This is a genomic window from Chelativorans sp. YIM 93263 (assembly GCF_028767125.1).
Lineage (GTDB): Bacteria > Pseudomonadota > Alphaproteobacteria > Rhizobiales > Rhizobiaceae > Chelativorans.
The window spans coordinates 33941-59253 of sequence record NZ_JAKCWP010000003.1 but is presented as its reverse complement, the minus strand read 5'-3'; the positions used below and the strand labels follow the sequence as shown (position 1 = coordinate 59253).

Sequence of the window (25313 nt, the reverse complement as noted above, 5' to 3'; positions counted from 1 at the left end):
CAGGGGACAGGAACAACGCTTGCTGACCCGCTCTAACCCGCTCTTAGACCTCTAAGCTTTGACAGTCTCCGTTCTCGGCCGGCGCAGCAGGATCAGCAGCATCACGCTGATATTGAGCAGGTTCCAGGCAATTCCATTCAGGAATGCCGCTTGGTATGAGCCGGTGAGGTCATAGATCCACCCCGACATCCAGCCGCCGAAAGCCATGCCGCCGATTGTCGCCATGATGACGATGCCCACGCGCTGCCCGGCCTCGCGCGCGGGCAGGTATTCACGCACGATGATGGCGTAGGAGGGCACGATTCCGCCCTGGGCAAGGCCGAAGACGAGGGAAACCATATAGAGTGAGGCAAGCCCGTCGAAGGGGATGTAGAGCAGCAGCGACAGCCCCTGAAGCACCGAGCCGATGAGCAGCGTGCGCACGCCGCCGATATAATCGGCGACGAAACCGGAGGCGAGCCGGCTGACAATCCCGCCGGCCAGCATCAGCGAGAGCATTTCCGCACCGCGTGCGATCCCGAAACCGAGGTCGACGCAATAGGCGACGATGTGCACCTGCGGCATGGCCATCGCCACGCAACAGGCAATGCCCGCGACGATAAGGAGACCCTGCAACGCATTGGGCGAAAACGGGCTTGGCGCGAGCGGTTTGCGGAGCAGGCTGGGCTTTCGTTGTGAATCATCGGACGGCGCCGGCGGCCGCGGGCGCAGCAGCAGCGAAAGCGGCAAGATGCCTGCTATGCAGATGACCCCGATCCAGATAAACGCCACCCGCCATCCTGTGCCGGCGAGCATGAGCTTGATCACGGTCGGCCAGACCACGCCGGCGACATAGTTGCCGCACGCCACCGCGGCCACTGCGATTCCGCGCCGCCGCTCGAACCAATGCGAGATATCGGCAATCAGCGGTCCGAAAGTCGCGGAAGCACCGAAGCCGACCATGACCTGAAGCAGGGCGAACTGCCAGATCGACTGCGTGAAAGAGGACAGGATGTAGCCCAGACCGAGCAGAGTACCCGCCACCGCGACTGGCAGCATCACCCCAAGGCGATCCACATACCGCCCAATCAGCACATTGCCGATTCCAAAGCCGACCATGGTCATCGTGTAGGGCAGGGAGGCCTGCGCGCGTTCCACGGCGAAGTCGACCTGCACCGCCGGCAATACGACCACGACAGCCCACATGCCGACGCTGCCAAGCGTTCCCAGAAGCACGCACAGCACGAGCCGCAGCCACGCATAGACATCGTCAGGCCGTCGCTGATCCGCTGTCGGTATGGGCGCGGGCATATGGGCTCCGGTGATGGTTCAGAATGGACCGTTACCCCGCAGTCCCGGGGCGGGATAGGTCCAGCACATCGCTATCGACTGGCCTGCACGCGGCCACCGTTCCTCTCCCCGTCACAAGGGAGAGGTGGACTTGGGTAAGGCCTGGAAAGGGAGCGAGGGGCAGCTCCCATTTGCAATTGCCCTCGGCTGTTGAGACGATGTGAGTGGGCGCGCCTATCCGGCCACGCCCTCCTCATACTCACTTGAAAGCGACAGCCATTTTTCTTCCTGCCGCTCTATGATCTGCGCGAGCTCCGCGCGCTCCTTGGCGAGTGTGGAGACCTTGCCGGGATCGCGCTCGTACAGGCTCTGGTCAGCCATCTGCGCCTCGATGGCTTGCATGCGCTTTCGCGTGCGCTCGATCAACCCTTCGGTCGCCTTGATCTCCTTGGCCAGCGGCTCCATTGCAGCGCGCCGTTTTGCCGCCTCGCGCCGGCGGTCCGCCTTGGAAGCCTTTTCGGCCTCCCGGCGTTCGCGCGAGCGGCTGGCCCCGCCGGTGGTCTGCGCCCGGTAATCCTCCATATCGCCCTCAAAAGGCTGGACCGTCTTGTTGGAGACCAGCCAGAGGCGGTCGGCACAGGCTTCGATCAAATGCCGGTCATGGCTGATCAGGATCACCGCGCCGTCGTAGCTGTTCAGTGCTTCCACCAGCGCCTCGCGGCTGTCGATGTCGAGGTGGTTCGTCGGCTCGTCCAGGATGAAAAGATGCGGCGCATCGAAGGCGGCAAGCCCCATGAGCAGCCGCGCCTTCTCACCGCCGGAAAGATCGCGCGCCGGCGTGTCCATCTTTTCCGTCGCAAGCCCGAACTGCGCCACCCGCGCCCGCACGCGGGCTTCCGGCGCACCGGGCATCAGTCGGCGCACGTGCTGACAGGCGTTTTCATCCGGCCGCAGGTCGTCGAGTTGGTGCTGCGCGAAGATGGAGACCTTCAGCCCCGGCGCGACCGTCACGCTGCCTTCTTCGAGGCCCAACCTTCCTGCAATCAGCTTGGCGAATGTGGACTTGCCGTTCCCGTTTGCGCCGAGCAGGGCGATCCGGTCGTCATTGTCGATGCGCAGGTTGAGGTTTTTCAGCACAGGCTGTTTCGGCTCGTAGCCGACCGATCCACCCTCGATGGCGATGATGGGCGAGGCGACTTGCTTTGCCGGATCGGGAAACCGAAAGGGCGTCACGTTTGCGTTCACCGTCGCCGCGACCGGCCGCATTTTCTCCAGCGCCTTGAGGCGGGACTGCGCCTGGCGCGCCTTGGAGGCCTTGTAGCGGAAGCGCTCGACGAAAGATTCCATATGCTTGCGCTGGGCTTCCTGCTTCACGCGCATTTTTTCCTGCAGTTCCGCCTTTTCGGCATATTGCCGCGCAAACTGATCGTAGCCGCCGCGCCAGAAGGTCAACTTACGCTGTTCCAGATGCACGATAGAGGAGACCGCGCGGTTCAGAAGGTCCCGGTCGTGGCTGATCAGGAGCACCGTATGTGGATACCGCGAGAGATAGCCCTCCAGCCACATGGTCCCTTCTAGGTCCAGGTAGTTGGTGGGCTCGTCCAGAAGCAGGAGATCCGGCTGGGCGAACAGGACGCCCGCCAGTGCCACACGCATCCGCCAGCCGCCCGAGAAAGACGAAGCGGGGCGCTTTTGTGCTTTCGCGTCGAAACCGAGACCGGAAAGGATGGATGCGGCCCGCGCCTCCGCCGAATGGGCGTCGATATCGGCAAGCCGGGTCTGAATTTCGGCGATGCGGTGCGGATCGGTTGCGGTGTCCGCCTCGCGCATCAAACGTTCGCGCTCCGTGTCCGCCTTCAGCACGATATCGATCAACGGCTCCTCGGTGCCGGGCGCCTCCTGCGCGACCTGACCGATCCGCGTGCTCTTCGGCAGGCTGATAGAGCCCGTTTCGGGCGAAAGCTCCCCGGTGATCGCGCGAAACAGCGTTGTCTTGCCGGTCCCGTTTCGCCCGACTAGCCCCGCTTTCGTGCCGGCAGGCAGGGAGACCGAGGCATGCTCGATAAGCAGGCGTCCTGCGACGCGCAGTGATATATCTGTAATATTCAACATGATTGCGGTTTTGTCCGAGCCGGGCGGCTCATGCAAGCTTTAAAGCTACGCGTAATCTCGCCCGGCGGCGGTCCTGTAGAAATAGATGAGGTCGAGTGACGGTGGCTCCTGGCCCAGAACGGACAGGATCATGTGAGCGTGGCCCCGATGATGGGTCTGGTGGTTGAAAAGATGTGTCAGCGCGGGAGCCAACCGCTGCGAAATCGTTCGCGGATTGACCACGGTCATATAGCTGAACCGTCCTTCGAGCGCGTTCTCATCCAGGCTGTCCACCCATTCGATAATGCGCCGGTCCTCCGCCTCCCGGGAAAGTTTCAGTGCCGGAAAAGCATTGTGCAGGATGGCATCGAGGCGCGTCGGCGCGTCGCCCTCGCCGGTGAAACGCCTCATCCAGATCCGGTCGGCCACCAGGATGTGGTTGAGCGTTCCCTTCATGGAGCCGAAGAATGCGCCCGTATCCTGCGAGAATTCATCCGGCGTCAGCTCCGCCGCCGCCTGATAGAGAAGCTCGTTCGCCCAGCGATTATAGGCGGCCATCATTTCGAAATGCCGTTTCATCTGCTCGCCTCTTGCCGCCCTTCATGCTGCACCCGGCGGCAAACCACAAAGAATGAGGAATGGCAATCCTGTTTATGCGCGCCGGCGGGATGTAGTCGTCGGGAACCTGGCTCCCATCAGGACACCAGAACCGCGGTACTTGGCGTAAGCGAACACGAATCCCTTTCCTCCCTTGCAATTCAGCCCCCGGAGTGTCCATCCTGCGGTCCACCGGCGTGATGTCGCGGGCTCATTCCGGCCGGCCTAAAAATAGAGAAGGAGAGGGGATGACAATCCTGTTTTACGAACTCGTCGGTCAAGATCCGGCACGGCCCTTCAGTCCCCATTGCTGGAAAACGGCGTTCTCTCTGGCGCACAAAGGCCTGGCGTTCAAGCGCATACCCACGCGCTTTCACGAGATTTTGCAGGTGGAGGAGGGCGCATCCAAATCGGTCCCGGTCATCCGCGATGGTGAGCGCGTGGTGCGGGATTCCTTCGCCATCGCGCTCTACCTGGAAGAATCCTACCCTGATCGGCCCAGCCTCTTTGCCGGCGAGGGCGGGAAGGCCATGGCTCGCTTCGTGGAGCGGTGGACGCAACCGACCCTCACCGCCTTTATCGGCCAAGCAGCACTTCTGGACATCTTCGCCATGCTCGGGGCGGAGGAACAGGCTTATTTCCGCAAGAGCCGGGAGGAGCGTTTCGGCATGCCGCTGGAGGAGGTTCCTGTCGGCCGTGAGGACAAGCTGGAAGCATTTCGCGCCTCGCTCGCGCCGTTGCGCACCCTATTGCGCCACCAGCCGTTCATTGGCGGTGAGGGGCCGCTTTTTCCCGACCACATCGTCGCCGGCACGCTGCAATGGGCGCGGGTGGCTTCGCCGTTCCCCTTCCTCGAAAGCAACGATCCGGTCGCGGAATGGTTCGAGCGGTGTCTGGATCTATACGACGGGTTGGGGCGCCGCGTCGCGGCGGCCTGATCACTCTTCACATCACGCGATCGCGCGGCTATAGACCCGCCATCCACGAGTTTCCCCAGACAAGGAGCCGATATGGCCATTGAACGTACTTTTTCCATGATCAAGCCGGACGCGACGCAAGGCAACCTGACCGGCGCCATAACAAAGATGCTCGAGGACGCGGGCCTGCGGGTCGTCGCCTCCAAGCGCGTATGGATGAGCCGCCGCCAGGCGGAGGGCTTTTATGCCGTCCACAAGGAGCGTCCGTTTTTCGATGAGCTTTGCGAGTTCATGTCGTCGGGCCCGACCGTGGTGCAGGTTCTTGAAGGCGAGAACGCCATCGCCAAGAACCGCGAAGTGATGGGTGCCACCAACCCGGCTGATGCAGCCGAAGGCACGATTCGCAAGCTTTATGCCAAGTCCATCGGCGAAAACTCCGTTCACGGTTCCGATGCGCCGGAAACGGCCGCCGAGGAAATCCGCTACTGGTTCTCTGAGACCGAGATCGTTGGCTGAGGCGATACTTTTCTCGTTGTTAAAATCGGGGGGCGTTTCAGCCCCCTGAATTTTTTGCGGCATCCGCTGCTTTGGCGCGCCTTTCGCGTGAGCGGCGGCGACGTTCGCCACCGGCTTCATCCGAACCCAATACTTTGCGCGGCGGTAATTCCACCTGTTCAGCAAGCTTCGGAAACGGGTCGACCTTGTTGGGCAGCGCCATCGCGTAGACAAAGTGTTCCTGGAATTTGGGCTCCAGCGCTGTTTCGATCTTTTCGACCCGCCGCACTGTCTCTTCGATTTCGCGCCTGTGCTGTCGATTGAGAAGCGCCATCCGCGCGCCAGTGCCGGCTGCATTGCCGACGGCTGAAACCTTGTTCAAGTCGCAATCGGGAATGAGGCCGAGAACCATCGCGTAGCTGGGGTCGATGAAGGAGCCGAAGGCGCCGGCAAACCGGATGGCGTCCACCGTCTCGACGCCTTGCTTCTCCATTAGAAGCTTCGTGCCGGCATAGAGCGCGGCCTTTGCAAGCTGGATCGCGCGCACGTCGTTCTGGGTCACCGTTATGCGCGGCGCGTGTTCTTTCAGAACATAGGAATAGGTCCGCCCCTCGGAGATGATACGGGACGTCTTCGCCGCCAACGCGCCGTCGATCACACCGTCTTCCGAGATGATTCCGGCAAGATACATCTCCGCAATCACCTCGATGATTCCGGAGCCGCAGATACCCGTCACGCCTGTGGAACCGACAGCCTCGGCGAACCCTTCGTCATCGGACCAGAGCTCCGATCCGATAACGCGGAAGCGCGGTTCCAAGGTCTCGCGCTCGATCCGGACGCGCTCGATCGCGCCGGGGGCGGCGCGTTGGCCGGAGGAAATTTCAGCGCCCTCGAAGGCAGGGCCGGTGGGCGAGGAGGCGGCGACGACGCGCTCGCGATTGCCGAGAACGATTTCCGCATTCGTTCCCACATCGACGACCAGCATCATTTCGTCCTGCCGGTGAGGGCCCTCCGAGAGGGTTACGGCAGCCGAGTCCGCGCCCACATGGCCCGCGATGCAGGGCAGCACGTAAAGCCGCGCACCAGGATTGAGGCTCAGCCGCAAGTCTTCCGCACGAGCCTTTATGGCGCCGGAAACGGCCAGGGCAAAGGGAGCACCGCCAATCTCGGTCGGATCGATGCCGAGGAAGAGGTGATGCATGATCGGGTTGCCGACAAAGACTGCGTCGAGAATATCGGCGCGTTCGATCCCGCCTTCGGCGGCCACTTTGTCCACGAGCTTGGAAATTTCCAGGCGCACCGCCTTCGTCATGGCCGGTCGGCCATCCGGGTTCATCATGACGTAGGAAACCCGGCTCATCAGGTCTTCCCCGAACCGGATCTGCGGGTTCGTTGCCCCCGCCGAAGCCACTACGCGCCCGGAAAGAAGCGAGACGAGATGCATGGCGATCGTGGTCGAGCCGATATCGCAGGCAATGCCGTAGGCCTCGTTCTTCAAACCCGGCCACAGAGCGATGATCTGCGCGACGTCGTCGTCCTGATCCTGATGGATCGCTGCCGTCACGGTCCATTCGCCCTGGCGCAGAGCCGATTGCACCTGATTCAGAATATGAAAATCAGCCTCCAGGCGCTTGAATCCCCAGTCCTTTGCAAGTGCGGCTTTCAGCCGATCCACGTCGCCGAGCGGTTTGTGCATGTCTGGCTCGTCCACCTCGACATAGCAAAGTTGCACGGCCGGGTGCCGGTGGATGATGCGTTGGTCCGCATCCTTGCGAACCACCTGCGCGTTGACGATGGCATCCTGCGGCACGTCCACGACGAGATCGCCCTGAACGGTCGCGGAGCAGGAGAGGCGGCGACCGGCCGGCAGATTTCGCTTTTCGGCATAGCGCGCCTCCTTTGGGCCAACTGCTGAGATACTGTCCTTGGACGAAGAGATCTTGTGCTTGGCGAAGTGACCTTCTTGCACTTCGATCTGGCACCGCCCGCATGTCGCCCGCCCGCCGCACACGCTCTCGACATACACGCCGAGTTCCCGCGCGGCGTCCAGAATAGCCGTACCTTTGGGAAAGCGTCCGCGCTTGCCCGAGGGCATGAACAGCACCAGGTGATCTTCGGTGTTGGCTGGTGCGTTCATTGGACACGCGCCTCCGGAGGGTTGCGGATACAGGCATCCACGGGGTGAAGGGTCACCGCAGCCTCCGCTGACCAGTCAGACCCGGGTACGCCGTGCCTCTCGTCCGCCGCGGCGGCGTCCGGCCGCGCTGGCCTGGGCCCCACTACTGCTTGACGCTGCCGAGGCGTTTGAGTTCCCAGAGGATGCCGGCTGATGGTCCTTGTAGGTCATGATCCAGGTGTAGCAATTTGCGTCCGTACCGTTCAGTACGTTGGCGCCGCGCACCATCTCCATCTCCTGCGGTCGGCAGGGGTTCATGATGGCGCTCGTCATGCCCGCACCGATGACCATAGGAATGAAGGCGGCATTGATGCCGTGGCGATGGGGAAGGCCGAAAGAGATGTTGGAAAGCCCGCAGGTCGTGTTGACCTTCAACTCCTCGCGCAAGCGCCGCAGAAGCGCGAAGACCTGCCTTCCGGCCGTGCCCATCGCGCCGATAGGCATCACGAGCGGATCGACGACAATGTCATGCGCGGGGATGCCATAGTCCGCCGCGCGCTGAACAATTTTCTTGGCGACTTCAAAGCGCACATCCGGGTCCTCGGAAATGCCCGTTTCGTCGTTCGAAATCGCCACCACCGGCACGTCGTATTTCTTGATGAGCGGGAGGATTGCCTCAAGCTTCTCGTCTTCACCGGTCACGGAGTTGATCAGTGGCCGACCCTTCGCCACTTTGAGGGCCGCCTCGATGGCTGCGGAAACCGAGGAATCGATGGACAGCGGCACACCCACAAGATCCTGAACGATCTGAAGCGTCTGCACGAGCAGGTCAGGCTCGGTGGCGTTCGGATCGACAGCCGTCACGCCGGCGTTCACGTCCAGCATGGTGGCGCCGGCTGCGACCTGGTCGAGCGCATCCTTCTTCACCGTCTCGAAATTGCCGGCCACCATCTCGGCCGCCAGCTTTTTCCGCCCGGTCGGATTAATACGCTCGCCGATCACACAGAAAGGCTGGTCGAAGCCGATGACGACTTCTTTGGTCGCTGAGGCGACAATGGTGCGGGTCATGCGCGGTTCTCCAACGATATAAAGACTTCTTTATATGGTTATCTCTGCAATTTCAAGCTGAGGGAGGGAACGTGGCAGTTTGCGCGTTTCACTATTTCCCTACTCCCGGATCCCTTATTCTCTGGCCCCTTATCCCGCGGCATCCTTGACCATATCCACCGGTTCTTCGCTGGGATTGTCGAGAATATGGTCAAGCCGCTCGGCCACCAGCGCGTCGTCGGGACCGGGCTCGCGCTTCCAGGGGCGGCGGCCTTTCAGAACGCCGGATTCATGGACGATCTCGGCCACATACTCTTCCTGGCGGTAGGCCATGACATGGATGCCGGAAACGCCCTCGATCTCCTTCACCTCGTTGATGATGTCGATGCACAGGCGCTTGCCTTCTTCCTTCTGTTTGTCGGCACCTTCCAACCGCGCAATTACCGAGTCCGGGATATGAACGCCGGGAACATTGGAGCGGATCCAGCGCGCCGCCTTGGCCGAGGCGAGGGGGCCCACGCCGACCAGAATGAAGCATTTCTCGTGCAGGCCCATGTCGCGCACACGCTTCATGTACTCACGCAGCATGGGCACGTCGAAGCAATACTGGCTCTGCACGAACTGCGCCCCCGCTGCCACCTTCTTGGCAAGCCGCTGGGGTCGGAAATCGTAAGGGGGTGCGAACGGATTGATAGCCCCGCCGAGGAAGACCGCCGGCGCCGTCGTGAGTTTACGCCCGGAGAGAAACTTTTCCTCGTCCCGCATGGTCCGTATCGTCTCCAGCAAAGACATGCAGTCGAGGTCGAAGACCGGCTTGGCGCCCGGCTGATCGCCTGCCTGGACCCCGTCTCCCGTCAGGCACAGGATGTTGCCGACACCCATGGCTGCCGCGCCCAGCACGTCACCCTGGATGGCAATGCGATTGCGGTCGCGGCAGGCGATCTGCATGATCGGTGCATAGCCCATGCGCGTCAGCAGCGCGCAGATTCCCATGGACGACATGTGGCAATTGGCGCCCGAGGCATCGACGGCGTTAATCCCGTCCACCCATCCGTCGAAGACCGCGGCACGCTCATAGACGTCCTGCGCATTGGCACTGTCCGGCGGGTTGAGCTCGGCCGTGACGGCGAACTCGCCACGTTTCAGAACGCGCTCCAACCGCCCGTGCGAAGAATGACCGGGGAGCGGATCGAGCGGAAGATCAATGCCTTGCGGGTTTTCGTCCGGCTGGCGCGGGCGTTGGTTCATTGTGCCTCCGATGCCTTCTCCCGCTCCGCCGCGGTTGCCGCGGTGACGCGGAGCCAGGCGGATGTTTCGCGCAGGGACTGGTCGACCGGCTTTTGTATGTTGCAGATCGCGTTCTGATCACGCATGCGCTGCGCCCCTTCCCAGGCTTTCACCCAGACGCAGGGCATATCCGGCTCCACCTCGCAACTGCCGTTCGCCCGCACACCGCCGCATGGCCCGTTTCTGAGCTGCTTGGGACAGTTCATCGGGCACGACATGCCCGTGGACGACAGAATGCACTGCCCGCACATGCGGCAGTCGAACATAAGGCCCTTCACGCGCTTCTCGACGAATTTGACTGGTCTTTCCGCACGGCCGTAGCCGACTGCTTTCCACACGGGGTGAAGCGTAAGAAACATGTCCGCGAAACGTGCATACAACCATTCGAGAAAGCGGGCATGGCGCACGGACCACAGCCGCATGGTGTAGTGTCGCTGGACCCGCCTCTGCGGTGAAACATCGGCCGGCTTATAGGCCAGGAGGCTGCGCGCTTTGCGCACCAGCGTGCCCTGTGTGATGGCCGCCTTGTGCTGCTCAGGTCCCGGCATGACCGCCTGCCTTGACGAGCGCCTTCAGGCGCTCTTCCGTGAATTCCTGTTCGATTGCCGTCATGGCCCTGTCTGCCTCGGCGTCCAGATCGTCGCTCACGGTTTGAGGCTCTCCACGCCGCCACTCGGCCAGATAGGAATCGGTGTCGCGCGCGCCGACGCGCATGGCGCACATGTCGATGGCTTCGGTGAAGCGCAGCGGCAGCTCCCGCTTGGCTGTCTTGCGCCCCTTGCGCACGATAACCTGCGCGGGAATGTCACGCCAGTAAACCACGTACAGATCGGCCATAGAGCCATCCTCCATAAGTTGAGCATTGCAGTATGAATGGAAGGCTCGCTTGCTGCGAGACGACGCCGGAGGTATCAAAAACGACGCGGGATTATTCTCTACTCGGCGCCGGTACCCTTCCACCAGCCTGTCCCGTTGCTCACGCGGTCGATCCCGCCGGTGTCGAGCCGGGAAAGGTGGTCGCGGACAGTCAGGCCGTCCAGCGTCAGGCCGGGTGCGATCTCGGCAAGCGGGACGAGAACGAAAGCGCGCCCCAGCATTCGTGGATGGGGGATCTCCAGGCCGTCCCCCGCGATCCGTTCCTCCCCGTAAAGAAGAATGTCCAGATCGATGAGTCGCGGTCCCCATCGCTCGCGGCGCTCGCGTTTCAGTGCTCTTTCGGTGGAAAGGCAGGCGTCGAGAAGTTCACGCGCGGAGAGCCCAGTTCTGACTTCCGCCACCGCATTCAGGAAATCCGGCTGGTCGACCTCGCCCCACGGTGGTGTCCGGTAAAGAGACGAGACCCGCTCCACCGATACGCCGTCCGTCGCGTCAAGCGTACGCAGCGCGATGGCCATTGTCGTTGCGGGATCGCCGATATTGCCGCCCAGGCCGAGGAATGCGCGTGTTTCAGGACGGCCAGTCAACCGTTACCTCGACATAGTCCAGCACGCCAGGGACCGGCGCATTGGGCTTCCTGATGGTGATGGAGGCATGGACGATCTCGGGGAATCGGTCACAGAGGGCCTTGCCCACCTCGAGCGCCAGCGATTCGATGAGATAACGACGTTTGCCCGTAATGATGGTCTGGATGACCGAAAAGGCGACGCCATAGTCCACCGTGCCCTCGATCGAGTCCTTGGCGAGTGCACCGCCGGGATCCACGGTCAGCTCCGCATCAACATAGAAGCGTTGGCCCAGCGTTTCCTCTTCGTCGCGCACACCGTGGCGTGCGAAGAAGGCGCAGTTCTTCATGCGGATGACATACATGCGTGCCGCCTTGTCCTATTTTTCCGCCGCCAGCATAGCATCCGCAATGCGAAGCGCATCTCTATTGCATGCGACATCGTGTACGCGGAAAACCGACGCGCCCTTCATTCTCAACAGCGCGCAACTGGCGGCGGTTCCCGTGTCCCTGTCGTCTGCTTCGCGCCCGGTGAAATGACCGATGAAGCGCTTCCGCGATGTGCCCACAGCAAGCGGATAGCCGAGCCCGGCCAATTCGCCGAAACGTGCCATGATCTCCGCGTTCTCTTGCGGGTCCTTGGCGAAGCCGAAGCCGGGATCGAGCACGATCTGCTCGTCCTTCACCCCGGCGCCATGCGCGATCTCCAGCGAACGGCGCAGATAGGCGAATTGATCGGCGATGACGTCAGGGAGTTTATTCCGCTCCCGCCCGGTATGCATCACCATGAGCCCCGCTCCGCTCTCCGCGGCCACGCCGGCAATCTCTGGTTCTTTCTGCAGGCCCCAGACATCGTTGATGATATGTGCGCCGGCCGCAACGGCCATCCGCGCCGTCTCGGCACGATAGGTATCGATCGAAATGAGAATGTCGGGTTCACCAGCCAGGGCTTCGATAACGGGCAGGGCACGCGATTGCTCTTTCTCGGCGGTTACGGGAGCGCCGCCCGGCCGTGTGGATTCGCCACCGATGTCGATGATCACCGCGCCTTGTTCCACCATGGCGTGCGCATGCTTCACCGCTTCCTCCAACGCCGTATAGCGCCCGCCGTCGGAAAAGCTGTCCGGCGTGACGTTGAGCACCCCCATGATCGCGGCATCGCGGCCAAGCTCGAGCTGACGTCCGTGAGCAAGGTGCCAGGATTGCGGATTCGTCATTTGCCTCGTTCCCTCCCACTTCGGGCTGCTGTTGTGCGGTCGGCCGCCGCCAAAAATCAATTGCCGTTCACATGTGTGCCCAGCAATTCGTTTGCGGACCAACGTTTAGTGACTTGCATTGCCGTTGCGATTGCCGCACGATTCCAGATGGAAGGAATAGTATGAAACGCATCATTCTTGTCTCTTCCCTATTGGCCGTTACAGTGATGTCGGTCTCGGCGGCGAGCATTTCCAGAACCTATAATTACTTTCCCGTCAGCGGTGTGACACTGGCCGAGATCGAACGCGAGTTGCAGGCGCACGGACCACGGCTGGACGGAAGGCGCGGCGGGCATCCCGGCGCAACGCGGCTCGAATTCTCCGCGAAGGTCGAATACGCTGAAGCCCAACGCTTCTGTGAGGTTGCGGGTACGCGCGTGTCCGTCGAGGCTGAAGTTATACTGCCCCGATGGCGCACTCGAAACCGCGCGGAATCACACGTCCGGCTGATCTGGGATACGTTGGAGCGGGATATAAAGCGCCACGAAGAGAGCCATCTCGTCATCGCCAAGAATCATGCGCGAATGTTGGAAGATGCGTTGAAAGCCTTGCCTCGGCGGCGGAATTGCGGCGCACTTGCTTCAGATGTGGAACAGACGACCAGCAAAATCCTCGCACAACACGACGCTGCCCAGGTGAGATTCGACCGCATCGAATCCATCAATTTCGAAAGTCGCATGATGCGGCTTTTGAAATACAGACTGGAACAGATCAAGGCCGGTCGGATTTCGCACTAAGCGGCGGCGACAAAAAGCTTACGGAAATGTAATCCGGCGGACAGCGCCTCGTAATGCACGGTGTAGGAACATAATGGCCGTGAAGGCACTGCCGCGCTACGGCAAGGCTCCGCCTGACGAGTTAAGCACCGCAAGGTGCGACCGTCGAGGTCGCGCCGAATAACACGCCGGCAGACTGACAATGCCGAGCGAGCGGTGCATCGTGGCCCAAAGAGGGTCACCATTGGAAACGGCGCCTGGATGGGCGCCGTTTTTTCATGCAGCAAGGCAGGAGGAAAGATTACTTGATCTTTGCTTCCTTGAACTCGACGTGCTTACGCGCAATCGGATCGTATTTGCGCTTGGTCATCTTCTCCGTCATGGTGCGGCTGTTCTTCCGGGTGACGTAGAAGTAACCCGTATCGGCCGTCGACTGGAGCTTAATCTTTATGGTCGTGGCCTTCGCCATGTCAGTCGTCCGTTTCTGGTGATTGGTATGCCGCCCGGTGACGCATCGGCGATAGGGCGCGCGAAAACTCGCGGCACACATAAAGCCACACTGCGGAAAGTCAAGTCTTTGTTATACTGAGGGTTCGCTTTGAAGGTCGACGTTGGCGACCCGACAGGGCGGACGACCCGATTGAGCCGAAGGGACGTGTCATTACTGCCGAACTCTCGTAGGATGCCAATCGGAAATGCTTGGCGGCAGGAATTCATTCGGATGATACTCTTTTTTACACCGAACTCCCCATATGCCCGGACAGCTCGGATTGCGCTGCGCGAGTGGGGCGTTCTGGAGGCTGCAGAGGAACGGCTAGCCACCAACCGTCAAGTTGACAATCCAGTATTGCAGTTCAGCCCCGTAGGCCGCGTTCCGACCTTGGTTCATAATGGTCTTGTCATTACCGAAGCACGAAGCGTGTTCGCTTACATCAGGGACATCGCCGGCGCGGGAAACGCTGAATGGACCTCCCCGGCCGATTGGGCAGCAATTGCCGATGAGGGGCAGATTTCCGGTTTTCTTGAGGGGATTGCGTTTTGGGTACGCGAAAACCGTCGCTCCGTGGCTGAGCGATCGGGCTTTCTGCTAAAAGTTGAACGGAATAGAACTCTCCGGTGCCTCGATTATATTGATACCCTTGCGACTACCCGACCGCTACCGACCGTCAAGGAATTCAGGGGAGCGGCACTTGCTTCAGCCTTACACTTGATGGACGTACATCGCTTCTACCCTGATTGGAAGATGAATAACAAGGCGTTGGGCGCTTGGTTTGAACACCAGCTCGACAGACAGTCCATGCGAGAGACGGCACCTCACGTTTGAAGGGCCGCTCCATTCTGCAAAGCGATCGTCACCCGCGCTTGATTCTTTGCCATGCTGCGTTAGGCCACCCCTGCTACAGCACTTCGCGCCGGAACCGCTTTCCCCGCATGAAATAAAACGGTACCGGACCGCCGGGTTCAAGCTGCGGATCGACAGCGAGTCGTTCCTTCAACTCGCCGAGAATCGTGCGCGTAATGCGCGGGACGTCTGCTTCCATCGCCTCTTCGAGCGGCAGCCACGCGATTTCCTGCAATTCGTCCGTCGGGCCGCCGTCGGCAAGTTCGACCGCCACATCGTCCCGCCAGGCGGCCAGAAACCGCGTGTCGAACCGGCGCACGCGCCCCGGCGGCGTGATCGCCCGCGCAAAATAGCGCAGTTTTTCAAGCGATGGCTGTATTTGCCGGGTCTCGAATTCCCGCCAATGCGGGTTGGGGCTGACGAAAGGGCCTTCGCGCCCGATCAGCAGGCCGGCTTCCTCGTAGGTTTCGCGAATGGCCGAAAGTGCGATCGCGCGTGCGCGGGCCGCGGTCACCCGCCTGCCGGCGTTCATCAGCTTTTCTTCTTCTTTCGGGTGAAGGTCACTCGCAACCCGAATGCGGCTGTCGGTCGGATCCGTCCGGCCGCCGGGAAAGACGAAACGATCCGGCATAAAGGCGTGGCCTTTGTGGCGCCGGCCCATGAGCACGAAATATTCGCCGCCACGACGGTCAATCAGGATGAGGGATGCGGCATCGCGGGGACGCAAGGGTTTGCTGGCCAGCTCGCGCGCTTCGACGTCCGCCTTGCTCAACCCCTCCACGCGCCAATCTCCCCCTCAAAGTTCCGGATGCGACTCTACGACGTCCTTTTCGCCACCGAAACCGTGCATCCGCAAGGCCCATTGCAGTCCGACGACCGCTCCCTTGATGGGACCGATCAGGGCAAGGGACATGATGATCGTGATCGGCACCCATATCGAGAGGTGAAGCCAACTCGGCCATGCCGTAGCGACCTCGACGGCCATGAAACCGGCGACCACGATGTGTCCGACAATGGCGATCACCAGATAGGCCGGCAGGTCGTCGGCGCGATGGTGGTGCATTTCCTCGTCGCATCCCGAGCAGCTTTCGACCGTCTTCAGGTATGCGCGGAAAAGGCGTCCCTGGCCGCAGTGCGGACAGCTTCCAAGAAAGCCGCGCTGCATGGCCTCGAACACGGGCCGCTGCCGCTGGCCGGTTTTGTCGGTCGTATTACCGAAGACATGTTCTTCCATCTATCGTCCTCTGGCGTTTCCTGAACGCCGCGTGGTGCGTTTCCCCTTGGCTGCCGTACGCTTCGTCTTGTGATACGATTTAGACGAGCCGGGGAGGCGGGTCGGATCGGTCATCATTTCGAAGCGCATCGCGCCGGCAAGCGGGGTGACTTCTACCAGACGCACGTCCACGACGTCGCCGAGCTGATAGCCGCACCCGCTCCGTTGGCCAACCAGCGCGTGCCGCGCCTCGTCGAAGATATAGTAATCGTTGCCCAGCGTTGACACCGGTATAAAGCCGTCCGCGCCATATTCCGGCAGCAGCACGAAAATACCGGCCTTCGTCACACCCGAGATTCGGGCCGAGAATTCCTCGCCCACGCGCCCCGACAGGTGCTCCGCCACGAGCCGGTCGACGGTTTCCCGCTCGGCCGCCATGGCGCGCCGTTCCGTTGCCGAAATCAGCGCTGATATCTCCTCCAGCCGTTCCTCATCCTGCTTGCGCAGGCCGTCTTCGCCAAGACCGTTGGCGCTGATTAAAGCGCGGTGAACAATCAGGTCGGCATAGCGCCGGATCGGCGAGGTGAAGTGCGCATAGCGGCGCAGGTTCAAGCCGAAATGACCAATGTTTTCAGTAGTGTAGATCGCCTGGCTCTGGGTGCGCAAAACCACTTCGTTGACGAGCTGCTCATGTTCACTGCCTTCGACGCGGCTCAGGATTCCGTTGAACTGGGCAGGCCGCAACGAAGCGCCGCGCGCAAGCGACAGGCCGATGGACGCCAGGAACTCGCGCAGGGATTCCTGCTTGGCAAGCGACGGCTGATCGTGCACGCGGTAGACCAGTGGCTGGCGCGCGGCTTCCAGCGTTTCCGCCGCCGCCACATTGGCCTGGATCATGAACTCTTCGATCAGCTTGTGCGCATCCAGCCGGGGCGGCACAATGACGCGGTCGACCGTGCCATCTTCCTTGAGCAGAATCTTGCGTTCGGGCAGATCGAGATCCAGCGGTTCACGTTCCGAGCGTCCGCGTTTGAGAATGCCGTAGGCATCCCATAGCGGGCGCAGAACCGTCTCCAGCAGCGGTTCTGTCTTCTCGTCCGGTTTGCCGTCCACTGCCGCTTGAGCCTGGCTATAGGAAAGGCTGCCGGCCGAGCGCATCATCACGCGATGAAAACTGTGCCCGAGCTTACGCCCGTCGCGCGCGAAACGCATGCGCACGGCAAGCGCGGGCCGGGTCTCGCCTTCGCGCAGGGAGCAAAGATCGTTCGAGATGCGTTCGGGCAGCATCGGCACCACTCGGTCGGGGAAATAAACCGAGTTCCCGCGTCTCAAAGCCTCCCGGTCGAGCGGACTGTCGGGCCGCACATAATGGGCCACATCGGCGATGGCGACGGTGACGATCACACCGCCTTGGTTTTTCTCATCCGTATCCGGCTCCGCGAACACGGCATCATCATGGTCCTTCGCATCCGCCGGATCGATCGTGATGAGCGGCAGCTTTCGCCAATCTTCCCGGCCCTTCATAGTAGCCGGCTTGGCCGCCTCGGCTTCTTCAACAACACTGGAAGGGAAGATATGCGGGATTTCGTGGGCGTGGATCGCGATCAGAGAGACCGCTTTTTCGGTCGTGACCGAGCCGACGACCTCCAGCACCTTGGCCTTGGGCAGGCCGTAGCGCTTGCTCGAGACGGCCTCCGCCTCGACCAGGTCGCCATGCTTCGCCCCACCGCGAAATTCCTCGTCCACCTGAAGTTCCGGCTGGCCCCGCCGCACCGGCTCGATGCGCAGGTCTCCGTTCGGCAGCTCTCTAAAGACGCCGAGCACCGCTCGCCGACGCTTGTCGAAGACCTTCATGATCCGCCCGTTATAAGCAGGGCCGGTATCGTCCTCGGTCGCAAAGACGCGGGCGAGCACCCGGTCGCCGACGCCGGCAGGGCGCGTTCTGCCGCTTTTCTGAGGACGAATGGCCACCATTGGAACGGGTCCGTCCTCCTCCTCTTCCTGCTCGGCGGGACGGGCAAGCAGCCCGCCTCCCGCATCACGCGAGAAGATGTCCAGCACGACGACATGGGGAAGGGTGCCCGGACGCATCAGCCGGCGGCGCTTCTTTTTGAGAAGACCCTCGTCCTGGAGGTCGCGCAATATGTCCTTCAGCCAGACCCGGTCACCCCCTTTGAGGTCGAAGGCCTTGGCGATGTCGCGCTTGCCCGTGCGGTCGGGGTTTTCCGATACGAAGCGCAGGATATCGTCACGCGAAGGAAGATGCGCGCCGCCCGATTGCTTGGCAGGCTTTGCCTCCGCGCGCCCTGGGATCCTGCGAGCCAATCCTCAAGTCCTCGCTTTGCTGCGGGTCGTTTTCTTGCTCGGCTTCGAGGCCTTCGCCGAAATCAGCTCAAGAGCCTCTTCTTTCGTCACGGACATCGGATCCTTGCCCTTGGGAAGCGTGGCGTTGACCTTCCCGTAATTGACATAGGGCCCGTAACGTCCATCGCGAACCGTAATGACTCCGCCGTCGGGATGTTCCCCGAGTTCCTTGAGTGCCGCGGGTTTCGCCCGCCCGCGAGGGCCCTTGGCCTGCTTCTCGGCGATGACCGAAACCGCCCGGTTGAGGCCGACGGAAAAGACATCTTCCACCGACTCCAGGTTCGCATAAGTGCTGTCGTGCCGAAGGAACGGTCCATAGCGGCCGATCCCGGCGGAGATCATCTTGCCCGTCTCGGGATGCTGGCCGACATCGCGAGGCAGGGAAAGCAGTGCCAGCGCCTTTTCATAGTCCACTGCTTCAACCGCCCAACCTTTAGGAATGCCAGCCCGCTTGGCCTCCTTGCCTTCGCCGCGCTGCACATAGGGGCCGAACCGCCCCGACCGCAAAGTGATCTCTTCCCCGGTGTGCGGATCGGTGCCCACCACCTTGTTTCCGTCGATCGCCGCGCCCGCTTCGCCGTTTTCGGTCCCGCTCTCGCTGAGCTGGCGTGTATAGCCGCATTCGGGATAATTGGAGCAGCCGATAAAGCCGCCATAGCGTCCGAGCTTCAACGACAGTTTCCCCGCTCCGCATTTGGGGCAGAGCCGCGGGTCGCCGCCATCCTCGCGCGGCGGGAAGATCAGCGGCGCAAGCTCCTCGTTCAGCGTATCGAGAACCTCCGCGACGCGCAGCTCCTTGATATCCCCGACCGCGGCGGAAAACTCCCGCCAGAAATCGCGCAGCACGTCCTTCCAGGAGAGCTGCCCGTCGGAAATCTTGTCGAGCTTTTCCTCAAGGTCGGCCGTAAAGTCGTATTCCACATAGCGCTGGAAGAAGTTCTCCAGAAATGCCGTGACGATCCGCCCCTTGGCCTCTGGTACCAGCCGGCGCTTGTCGATGACGACGTATTCGCGGTCCTCGAGCGTCTTCAACGTTGCAGCATAAGTGGACGGGCGGCCGATGCCGAGCTCTTCCATCTTCTTGATGAGAGACGCTTCGGAATAGCGCGGCGGCGGTTCCGTCGTGTGTTTCGTGACGTTGATATCTTTCCGGTCAAGCATCTCGCCGGTGTTGATCTCCGGCAGCCGGCGGTTGTCATCGTCCTGCTTGTCGTCTTCCTTGGCTTCCGTATAGGCCGCGAGAAAACCATCGAAGCGGATAACGGAACCGACAGCCCGCAATGCGGCGATGCGCCCGTTGCCCTTCGCCTCGATTTCGGCGGTGGTCCGCTCGATCTCGGCCGCCTGCATCTGGCTGGCGATGGCGCGCTTCCAGATCAGTTCGTAAAGCCGCGCCTGATCGTTATCCAGGCGCTTTTTCATCTGCTCCGGCGTACGCGAAAAGTCGGTCGGTCGGATCGCTTCGTGCGCTTCTTGGGCGTTCTTCGCCTTCACGGAATAGTGGCGCGCCTTTTCCGGCAGGTAGCGCTCGCCGAAGGTCGCGCCCACAGCGGCCCGCGCCTGCTCCAGCGCTTCCGGCGCCATTTGCACGCCGTCGGTACGCATATAGGTGATAAGGCCGGTCGTCTCGCCGCCGATGTCGAGACCTTCGTAGAGCCGCTGGGCCACCTGCATCGTACGCGAGGCGGAAAAGCCAAGGCGCGAGGACGCGGCCTGCTGCAGCGTGGAGGTGGTGAACGGCGGAGCCGGGTTGCGACGCGTGGGTTTCGCCTCGACCGACAGCACCTCGTAGGATGCGCCATCGAGCATCGCCTTGATCTCGTCCGCCTGCTCCTGGCTCTTGATGTCGAGCTTCTGCAGTTTCTTGCCGTCGAATGCGGTCAGCCGCGCCTCGAAGCTCTCCTTGCGGGGTGTATCCAGCAGCGCCGCTATCTGCCAATAGTCCTCGCGCACGAAGCGCTCGATCTCCGCCTCACGGTCGCAAACCAGCCTGAGCGCGACTGACTGCACCCGGCCGGCCGAGCGAGCACCGGGCAGCTTGCGCCACAGCACGGGCGAAAGCGTAAACCCGACGAGATAATCGAGCGCGCGGCGGGCGAGATAGGCGTCCACCAGCGATGCATCGACTTCACGCGGCTGGGCCATCGCGTCGAGAATTGCCTGCTTGGTAATGGCATTGAAGACAACGCGGCGCACCGGCTTGTCCTTCAGGGCCCGCTTTTGGCGCAGCACCTCCATGACGTGCCAGGAGATCGCCTCGCCCTCCCGATCCGGGTCGGTAGCGAGTATCAGGCCATCGGACTCCTTCACCGCCTTGGCGATCTCGTTCAGCCGCTTGGCCGAGGGATTGTCCACTGTCCAGGACATCGCGAAATCCTCGTCAGGACGAACGGAACCGTCCTTCGCCGGCAGATCGCGCACATGCCCGAACGAGGCCAAGACCTTATAGTCTTTCCCCAAATATTTGTTGATCGTTTTCGCCTTGGCGGGCGACTCCACAATAACGACGTCCATACGCTGGCAATACCTTGTTCGGTACCTCTGGTTGACCGGCACCGTTGTTTTCGATTCGGGCGTGGCAAGGCCCGGCAGTCCGTGAAATGGCTGTGGAAGGTCGCGCGGTCAAGGGCTTCGACGCATTTCGCGCATTTGCCCGGCGCAGCCAATCGTTCCGCCCTATCGTTATTTGTTCATAAATGGCGGCGTTGTTCAGATCGCACGCAAGCTGCACTCATCGGGAAACTCGGCCTATGGAAAATACCCGCCGCAGCCATGAATCACTGGAATACATCCAGTCCATGGTGGACGAACTGGCCCATATGGCGAAGCGGGAACGTTACGAGGTAATCGCCTATCTGCTTGAATTGGCGAGCATCGAGGTAAGCGAGGTTCTCCGCGCCTCGGAGGCGGGCGGCGCTGGCTCAGTCACCGGTCATGATGAGGGAAACGGTACCGCCTGAGTGGCGCTCCAGCCGACCGGCAAGATCGAGCTCCAGAAGGATAAGCTGCACCTGTGCAGGATGCAGCCCCGTGTGGCGGATGATCTCGTCCGGGCTGACAGGCGTTGGGCCCAGCGCTTCCAGAACCCGGCCACGGTCGCTCTCGTCAGGCGGGGGAACGGCGGAAGGATCGGTCGGTTCGTCCATACGTTCGGGTCCGGGTAACGGTTGGCCGGCGAGCGGCGCGACGGCATCGAGAACGTCCGCCGGATCAGTTGCCAGAATCGCTCCCTCCTTGAGAAGCTTGTTGGCGCCGGCTGCCCTCGGGTCAAGCGGAGAGCCGGGTATGGCGAAGACGAGCCGGCCCATCTCGTTGGCAAGCCGCGCGCTGATCAACGAGCCGGAGCGGTGCGCCGCCTCAACCACCAGCACACCATAGGAAAGACCGGCAACGATCCGGTTGCGCCGGGGAAAATCCTTCGCCCGCGCCGTCCAGCCGAACGGCATTTCCGTCACCACCACGCCCTCTTCGCAGATTTCGCGAAACAGTTCGTGGTTCTCCGGCGGGTAGGGACGGTCGAGCCCGCCCGCAAGAACCGCCAGTGTTCCCGTCTCCAGGCTTCCGCGGTGCGCGGCCGCGTCGATGCCGCGGGCAAGGCCCGAAACGACGAGATACCCTTCCTGGCCGAACTTGCGCGCGAAGCGCTGCGCCAGCTTGATACCCGAGAGCGAGGCGTTGCGCGCACCCACCATTCCGATGGCCGGTTGCGACAGCAGGTCGAGGCGGCCTTTCGCGGCTATAAGCGGCGGCGGGTTTTCCGCCCGCATTAGAAGAGGTGGATACTCCGGTTCACCCACGGCAACGAAATGGGCGCCCATGCGCCGCGCTGCTTCCATCTCGGCGTCGATCTCACCCTCCGAGGGGATTTTGATACGCCGCGCCCCGCCGCGCCGCGCCAACTCCGGCAAAGCCGTTAGCGCCGCCCGGGCGGACCCGAATTGGTTGACGAGTTGGCGAAAAGTTGCCGGCCCGACGTTTTCCGACCGGATCAGGCGCAGCCAGTCGTGGCGCTGTTGATCGGTGAGCCTGCGCTCCCTGCCGGCATTCTCCTCGCTCAACTCTTCGCCCCGATGCGCGATTCGCTGCCATCGATCAGCCGCGCGATGTTGCCGCGATGCTTGAAGAAGACGAGAAGGGTGAGGAGAACGAATAGCTGGGCGGGATGAATGTAGTCCAGCAGGAACAGTGAAACGGGCACGCACACTGCGGCAACCAGCGCGGCAAGCGATGAATAACGCGTGAGCGATGCGGTCCCCAGCCACGCAATTGCAAAGACAAGCGCGCCGGGCCAGGCGATCGGCAGGAGGACGCCCAGGTAAGTTGCCACCCCCTTGCCGCCCTTGAAGCCGATCCAGATGGGGAACAGATGACCCAGAAACGCGCCGAGGCCAGCGGCGAGGGCGGCATAGTCCGGCCCGAAAAGGCCGGCGAGCAGCACCGCTGCCGTGCCCTTCAACGCATCGAGAAGAAGCGTCAGCGCCGCAAGCGCCTTGTTGCCGGTACGCAGCACATTGGTGGCGCCGATATTGCCGGAGCCGATCTTGCGCACATCCCCCAGCCCCGCCAGGCGCGTCAGCACCAGCCCGAAGGGGATAGAGCCCAGCAGATAACCAAAAACGAGGCTGGCCAGCAGGACGGGCAGGGCGGACCAGCTAAGGAATTCCGACATTGCATTCCTCGGGAAAAATCAGGCTGAAAACACTGTGCGACCTGCAACTATGGTTTGCAAGACCCGCCCTTGCATGCGTGCGCCCTCGAACGACGTGTTCTTTGAGAGCGAGCGGATTTCGGCTTCGCGTACGATCCACGGTGCATCCAGATCGACAATCGCGAGATCAGCCGGCGCTCCTGGTTTCAGCGTTCCTCCAGGCAGGCCGAAAAGCTTCGCCGGAGCCGTCGACAGGGTCTCGACCAGGCGTAACAGCGCCACCTCGCCGTTGTGATAGAGGCGCAACGCCGCCGGCAACAGCGTTTCCAGCCCGATCGCGCCCACTGCCGCTTCAGAGAAGGGCAGGCGCTTGGTGTCCACGTCTTGCGGATCATGGGATGAGACAATGATGTCGATCGTGCCGTCCTTCAGCGCCTCCACTATTGCAAGGCGGTCGTCCTCGGCGCGCAGGGGCGGCGAAAGGCGGAAGAAGGTGCGGTATTCCCCGACGTCGTTCTCGTTAAGGCAGAGATTGTTGATGCTCACGCCGGCGGTCACCTTCGTGCCCTCTCGCTTGGCCCGCTTTACAGCTTCCGCCGACATAGCCGTCGAAATCTCGGCCGCGTGGTATCGCCCGCCGGTCAGCCCCGCCAGCATAAGGTCGCGTTCCAGCGGAATGGCCTCCGCCTCGCGCGGGATGCCGGGCAGACCGAGCCAGCTTGCCAGGAGTCCCTCGTTCATCACGCCGGAGGAGGCGAGATCCGGATCCTGCGTACTGTGGGAGATCACGATGTCCATGTCGCGCGCATAGGTCAGCGCCCGGCGCATGACGAGTGCGCTAGCGATGGTCTGCCGCCCCTCGGTCAGCGCCACCGCACCCGCGTCGCGCAAGAGGCCGAACTCGCTCAGCGCCGCGCCCTCGAGTCCTTTCGTGATCGCCCCGGCAGGAAAGACATTAACGGAAGCCGTCTCGCGCGCGGTGCGCAGAACGAATTCCACCAGCGCCACGTCGTCGATGACGGGCGAGGTATCCGGCATCATGACGATTGAGGTCACGCCGCCTGCCGCTGCTGCCTGGCTGGCCGAGGCGATGGTTTCGCGGTGCTCGGCCCCCGGCTCACCGATGAATACACGCGCATCCACCAGTCCGGGCATGATTGTCTTGCCCGCGCAATCGACTACCTTCGCCCCTTCCGGTGTGCCCTGGTTGTGCGCACCTGCACCAGCCTCGGCAACGTTGCCGTTTTCAATGACCACCGCCCCGGTCTCGTCGATTCCACGGGAGGGGTCGACGACGCGGGCGTTCTTGAGGAGAGTGATGCTCATGGCTGCCCACCCTCGTTGCGGCGTGGATCGAGCAGTGCTTCCATCACGGCCATGCGCACCGCCACGCCCATTTCCACCTGCTCCTGGATGACGCTTTGCGGCCCGTCGGCGACTTCCGAGGCTATTTCGACACCGCGGTTCATCGGCCCCGGATGCATCACCAGCGCGTCGTCCTTCGCCAGTTTCAGCTTTTGCGCGTCCAGCCCGAAGAACCGGAAGTACTCGCGTATGGAAGGCACGAAGCTTCCGCTCATGCGCTCCCGCTGCAAGCGCAGCATCATGACGACGTCCGCCCCCTCCAGCCCGTCTTCCATCCGGGTGAAGACTTCGGCCCCCATCTGCTCAATTCCGATGGGCAGCAGCGTGGACGGTGCGATGACACGCACGCGCGCCCCCATAGCGTTGAGCAGGATGATGTTCGAACGGGCTACACGCGAGTGAAGCACATCACCGCAAATCGCCACCGTCAGGCCGGCGATTCGCCCTTTGGCGCGGCGGATCGTGAGCGCGTCGAGCAGCGCCTGGGTCGGATGCTCGTGCGCGCCGTCGCCCGCATTGACCACCGAACAGCCGACCTTTTGTGCAAGGAGTGCCGCGGCACCGGCGGCGGAATGGCGGATGACGAGAATGTCCGGCCGCATGGCGTTCAGCGTCACCGCCGTATCCAACAGGGTCTCGCCTTTTTTGGTGGAGGAGCTCGCGACCGCCATGTTCATCACATCGGCGCCGAGTCTCTTGCCCGCGAGCTCGAAGGAGGACTGGGTGCGTGTGGAGGCTTCGTAGAAAAGATTGATTTGCGTGCGGCCGCGCAGGGTGGCCAACTTTTTCTCCGGCTGGCGCGAGATGGCGACGGCCGCGTCCGCGCGATCAAGCAGAAGCGTGATGTCTTGGGGCGATAGCCCATTGATGCCAAGCAGGTGGCGATTCGGAAAAAGCGGAAGGCTGGGGGCGTTGCTCATCTCAAAGCGGTGCTATAGGGCGCGCAGGCGGCTCCTGCAAGCACGCCATTTCCTTGTGCGTGAATTCTCCCCGCCATTTTCTCCTTTCCAGAAAGCATCTCGCCCCTTGCGGAAGCCAAGATTTCGGTGCACCCACGGCGAAAGGTCGATATGATCGGTGAGCGCGTCGCCGCCTAAGGCTTGTTAAAATTCACGGCTGAACGAGGCGAAGTGGTGCTTTTTAAGAACC

Annotated in this window: 25 protein-coding genes; 5 read left to right on the top strand and 20 right to left on the bottom strand. The window is 62.1% G+C overall.

Annotation, left to right across the window (positions count from 1 at the left end; genetic code table 11):
- Positions 1-51: 51 nt before the first annotated feature.
- The 3 genes from LY631_RS07305 to LY631_RS07295 form a co-directional block, all read right to left on the bottom strand.
- Complete coding sequence (locus LY631_RS07305) at positions 52-1290, bottom strand: MFS transporter (protein WP_274424536.1); 1239 nt, start codon at positions 1288-1290, stop codon at positions 52-54.
- A 213-nt stretch (positions 1291-1503) separates the two neighbouring features.
- On the bottom strand, positions 1504-3381 hold the full coding sequence (gene abc-f, locus LY631_RS07300; RefSeq protein ID WP_274424534.1) for a ribosomal protection-like ABC-F family protein: 1878 nt from the start codon (positions 3379-3381) through the stop codon (positions 1504-1506).
- Positions 3382-3426: 45 nt separating this feature from the next.
- The gene (locus LY631_RS07295; protein ID WP_274424532.1) at positions 3427-3939 is read right to left on the bottom strand and encodes a DinB family protein; all 513 of its coding nucleotides are present in this window, start codon (positions 3937-3939) and stop codon (positions 3427-3429) included.
- Between the two features lie 266 nt (positions 3940-4205).
- On the opposite strand from LY631_RS07295, the gene LY631_RS07290 reads away from it, so the two are divergent.
- Both LY631_RS07290 and ndk read left to right on the top strand, forming a co-directional pair.
- On the top strand, positions 4206-4895 hold the full coding sequence (locus LY631_RS07290) for a glutathione S-transferase family protein (RefSeq protein WP_274424531.1): 690 nt from the start codon (positions 4206-4208) through the stop codon (positions 4893-4895).
- A gap of 72 nt (positions 4896-4967) precedes the next feature.
- On the top strand, positions 4968-5390 hold the full coding sequence (ndk, locus tag LY631_RS07285; RefSeq protein ID WP_274424530.1) for a nucleoside-diphosphate kinase: 423 nt from the start codon (positions 4968-4970) through the stop codon (positions 5388-5390).
- Between the two features lie 37 nt (positions 5391-5427).
- On the opposite strand, the gene LY631_RS07280 is transcribed toward ndk, so the two are convergent.
- From LY631_RS07280 to folP, 8 genes are all read right to left on the bottom strand, one after another.
- Positions 5428-7506 (bottom strand): ASKHA domain-containing protein, encoded by a 2079-nt coding sequence (locus LY631_RS07280; protein WP_274424529.1) that lies wholly within the window; start codon positions 7504-7506, stop codon positions 5428-5430.
- Between the two features lie 75 nt (positions 7507-7581).
- Positions 7582-8553, bottom strand: coding sequence for a methyltetrahydrofolate cobalamin methyltransferase (locus LY631_RS07275; protein ID WP_274424528.1), 972 nt, complete (start codon positions 8551-8553; stop codon positions 7582-7584).
- Positions 8554-8682: 129 nt separating this feature from the next.
- Positions 8683-9780, bottom strand: coding sequence for a methylenetetrahydrofolate reductase (locus tag LY631_RS07270; RefSeq protein WP_274424526.1), 1098 nt, complete (start codon positions 9778-9780; stop codon positions 8683-8685).
- A complete protein-coding gene (locus LY631_RS07265; protein WP_274424524.1) occupies positions 9777-10367 on the bottom strand; it encodes a methylenetetrahydrofolate reductase C-terminal domain-containing protein in 591 nt (196 codons plus the stop codon). Before LY631_RS07265 ends, LY631_RS07270 begins: the two co-directional genes overlap by 4 nt.
- Entirely contained in the window at positions 10354-10656 is a 303-nt protein-coding gene (locus LY631_RS07260; protein ID WP_274424522.1) for a virulence factor, read from the bottom strand. The genes LY631_RS07265 and LY631_RS07260 overlap by 14 nt, the downstream gene beginning before the upstream one ends.
- Positions 10657-10754: 98 nt before the next feature.
- Positions 10755-11282, bottom strand: coding sequence for a 2-amino-4-hydroxy-6-hydroxymethyldihydropteridine diphosphokinase (folK, locus tag LY631_RS07255; protein WP_274424521.1), 528 nt, complete (start codon positions 11280-11282; stop codon positions 10755-10757).
- Entirely contained in the window at positions 11266-11625 is a 360-nt protein-coding gene (gene folB / locus LY631_RS07250; protein ID WP_274424520.1) for a dihydroneopterin aldolase, read from the bottom strand. The genes folK and folB overlap by 17 nt, the downstream gene beginning before the upstream one ends.
- A gap of 15 nt (positions 11626-11640) precedes the next feature.
- A complete protein-coding gene (gene folP / locus LY631_RS07245; protein WP_274424519.1) occupies positions 11641-12477 on the bottom strand; it encodes a dihydropteroate synthase in 837 nt (278 codons plus the stop codon).
- Positions 12478-12638: 161 nt separating this feature from the next.
- Between folP and LY631_RS07240 the strand changes: the two genes are divergently transcribed.
- The gene (locus LY631_RS07240; protein WP_274424518.1) at positions 12639-13253 is read left to right on the top strand and encodes a DUF922 domain-containing Zn-dependent protease; all 615 of its coding nucleotides are present in this window, start codon (positions 12639-12641) and stop codon (positions 13251-13253) included.
- A gap of 280 nt (positions 13254-13533) precedes the next feature.
- Here LY631_RS07240 and rpmG read toward each other — a convergent pair whose 3' ends face one another.
- On the bottom strand, positions 13534-13701 hold the full coding sequence (gene rpmG / locus LY631_RS07235) for a 50S ribosomal protein L33 (protein WP_274424517.1): 168 nt from the start codon (positions 13699-13701) through the stop codon (positions 13534-13536).
- Between the two features lie 252 nt (positions 13702-13953).
- Here rpmG and LY631_RS07230 point away from each other — a divergent pair, with 252 nt between their 5' ends.
- Positions 13954-14556 carry a glutathione S-transferase family protein gene (locus LY631_RS07230; protein WP_274424516.1) on the top strand — a complete coding sequence of 201 codons (603 nt, stop codon included), beginning with the start codon at positions 13954-13956 and terminating at the stop codon, positions 14554-14556.
- A gap of 73 nt (positions 14557-14629) precedes the next feature.
- Here LY631_RS07230 and LY631_RS07225 read toward each other — a convergent pair whose 3' ends face one another.
- Genes LY631_RS07225 through topA form a run of 4 tightly spaced genes read right to left on the bottom strand, consistent with a single transcriptional unit; the run spans position 14630 to position 20665 of the window.
- Complete coding sequence (locus tag LY631_RS07225; RefSeq protein ID WP_274424515.1) at positions 14630-15355, bottom strand: NUDIX hydrolase; 726 nt, start codon at positions 15353-15355, stop codon at positions 14630-14632.
- Positions 15356-15370: 15 nt separating this feature from the next.
- A complete protein-coding gene (locus LY631_RS07220) occupies positions 15371-15808 on the bottom strand; it encodes a DUF983 domain-containing protein (protein WP_274424514.1) in 438 nt (145 codons plus the stop codon).
- Complete coding sequence (gene rnr / locus LY631_RS07215; RefSeq protein WP_445082857.1) at positions 15809-18112, bottom strand: ribonuclease R; 2304 nt, start codon at positions 18110-18112, stop codon at positions 15809-15811.
- A 3-nt stretch (positions 18113-18115) separates the two neighbouring features.
- Positions 18116-20665 carry a type I DNA topoisomerase gene (gene topA / locus LY631_RS07210; RefSeq protein ID WP_274424512.1) on the bottom strand — a complete coding sequence of 850 codons (2550 nt, stop codon included), beginning with the start codon at positions 20663-20665 and terminating at the stop codon, positions 18116-18118.
- Between the two features lie 236 nt (positions 20666-20901).
- On the opposite strand from topA, the gene LY631_RS07205 reads away from it, so the two are divergent.
- Positions 20902-21111: a hypothetical protein gene (locus LY631_RS07205; protein ID WP_274424511.1), complete on the top strand. Its 210-nt coding sequence runs from the start codon at positions 20902-20904 to the stop codon at positions 21109-21111.
- On the opposite strand, the gene dprA is transcribed toward LY631_RS07205, so the two are convergent.
- The 4 genes from dprA to LY631_RS07185 are packed head-to-tail and all read right to left on the bottom strand — an operon-like array spanning position 21073 to position 25084.
- A complete protein-coding gene (gene dprA / locus LY631_RS07200; protein WP_274424510.1) occupies positions 21073-22209 on the bottom strand; it encodes a DNA-processing protein DprA in 1137 nt (378 codons plus the stop codon). The two genes, LY631_RS07205 and dprA, sit on opposite strands and share 39 nt — an antisense overlap.
- A complete protein-coding gene (plsY, locus tag LY631_RS07195; RefSeq protein ID WP_274424509.1) occupies positions 22206-22820 on the bottom strand; it encodes a glycerol-3-phosphate 1-O-acyltransferase PlsY in 615 nt (204 codons plus the stop codon). The genes dprA and plsY overlap by 4 nt, the downstream gene beginning before the upstream one ends.
- Before the next feature lie 18 nt (positions 22821-22838).
- A complete protein-coding gene (locus LY631_RS07190; RefSeq protein ID WP_274424508.1) occupies positions 22839-24125 on the bottom strand; it encodes a dihydroorotase in 1287 nt (428 codons plus the stop codon).
- Complete coding sequence (locus tag LY631_RS07185) at positions 24122-25084, bottom strand: aspartate carbamoyltransferase catalytic subunit (RefSeq protein WP_274424507.1); 963 nt, start codon at positions 25082-25084, stop codon at positions 24122-24124. The genes LY631_RS07190 and LY631_RS07185 overlap by 4 nt, the downstream gene beginning before the upstream one ends.
- Positions 25085-25313 lie beyond the last annotated feature (229 nt).

Excerpts from the sequence above, each read along its gene's own strand:
- abc-f (WP_274424534.1), bottom strand. The coding sequence starts at position 3,381 with ATGTTGAATATTACAGATATATCACTGCGCGTCGCAGGACGCCTGCTT.
- ndk (WP_274424530.1), top strand. The coding sequence starts at position 4,968 with ATGGCCATTGAACGTACTTTTTCCATGATCAAGCCGGACGCGACGCAA.
- LY631_RS07280 (WP_274424529.1), bottom strand. The coding sequence starts at position 7,506 with ATGAACGCACCAGCCAACACCGAAGATCACCTGGTGCTGTTCATGCCC.
- LY631_RS07290 (WP_274424531.1), top strand. The coding sequence starts at position 4,206 with ATGACAATCCTGTTTTACGAACTCGTCGGTCAAGATCCGGCACGGCCC.
- folP (WP_274424519.1), bottom strand. The coding sequence starts at position 12,477 with ATGACGAATCCGCAATCCTGGCACCTTGCTCACGGACGTCAGCTCGAG.
- LY631_RS07260 (WP_274424522.1), bottom strand. The coding sequence starts at position 10,656 with ATGGCCGATCTGTACGTGGTTTACTGGCGTGACATTCCCGCGCAGGTT.
- rpmG (WP_274424517.1), bottom strand. The coding sequence starts at position 13,701 with ATGGCGAAGGCCACGACCATAAAGATTAAGCTCCAGTCGACGGCCGAT.
- folB (WP_274424520.1), bottom strand. The coding sequence starts at position 11,625 with ATGTATGTCATCCGCATGAAGAACTGCGCCTTCTTCGCACGCCACGGT.
- LY631_RS07305 (WP_274424536.1), bottom strand. The coding sequence starts at position 1,290 with ATGCCCGCGCCCATACCGACAGCGGATCAGCGACGGCCTGACGATGTC.
- LY631_RS07275 (WP_274424528.1), bottom strand. The coding sequence starts at position 8,553 with ATGACCCGCACCATTGTCGCCTCAGCGACCAAAGAAGTCGTCATCGGC.
- LY631_RS07270 (WP_274424526.1), bottom strand. The coding sequence starts at position 9,780 with ATGAACCAACGCCCGCGCCAGCCGGACGAAAACCCGCAAGGCATTGAT.
- LY631_RS07190 (WP_274424508.1), bottom strand. The coding sequence starts at position 24,125 with ATGAGCATCACTCTCCTCAAGAACGCCCGCGTCGTCGACCCCTCCCGT.
- LY631_RS07205 (WP_274424511.1), top strand. The coding sequence starts at position 20,902 with ATGGAAAATACCCGCCGCAGCCATGAATCACTGGAATACATCCAGTCC.
- LY631_RS07240 (WP_274424518.1), top strand. The coding sequence starts at position 12,639 with ATGAAACGCATCATTCTTGTCTCTTCCCTATTGGCCGTTACAGTGATG.
- LY631_RS07295 (WP_274424532.1), bottom strand. The coding sequence starts at position 3,939 with ATGAAACGGCATTTCGAAATGATGGCCGCCTATAATCGCTGGGCGAAC.
- LY631_RS07265 (WP_274424524.1), bottom strand. The coding sequence starts at position 10,367 with ATGCCGGGACCTGAGCAGCACAAGGCGGCCATCACACAGGGCACGCTG.
- LY631_RS07230 (WP_274424516.1), top strand. The coding sequence starts at position 13,954 with ATGATACTCTTTTTTACACCGAACTCCCCATATGCCCGGACAGCTCGG.
- LY631_RS07220 (WP_274424514.1), bottom strand. The coding sequence starts at position 15,808 with ATGGAAGAACATGTCTTCGGTAATACGACCGACAAAACCGGCCAGCGG.
- plsY (WP_274424509.1), bottom strand. The coding sequence starts at position 22,820 with ATGTCGGAATTCCTTAGCTGGTCCGCCCTGCCCGTCCTGCTGGCCAGC.
- topA (WP_274424512.1), bottom strand. The coding sequence starts at position 20,665 with ATGGACGTCGTTATTGTGGAGTCGCCCGCCAAGGCGAAAACGATCAAC.
- LY631_RS07185 (WP_274424507.1), bottom strand. The coding sequence starts at position 25,084 with ATGAGCAACGCCCCCAGCCTTCCGCTTTTTCCGAATCGCCACCTGCTT.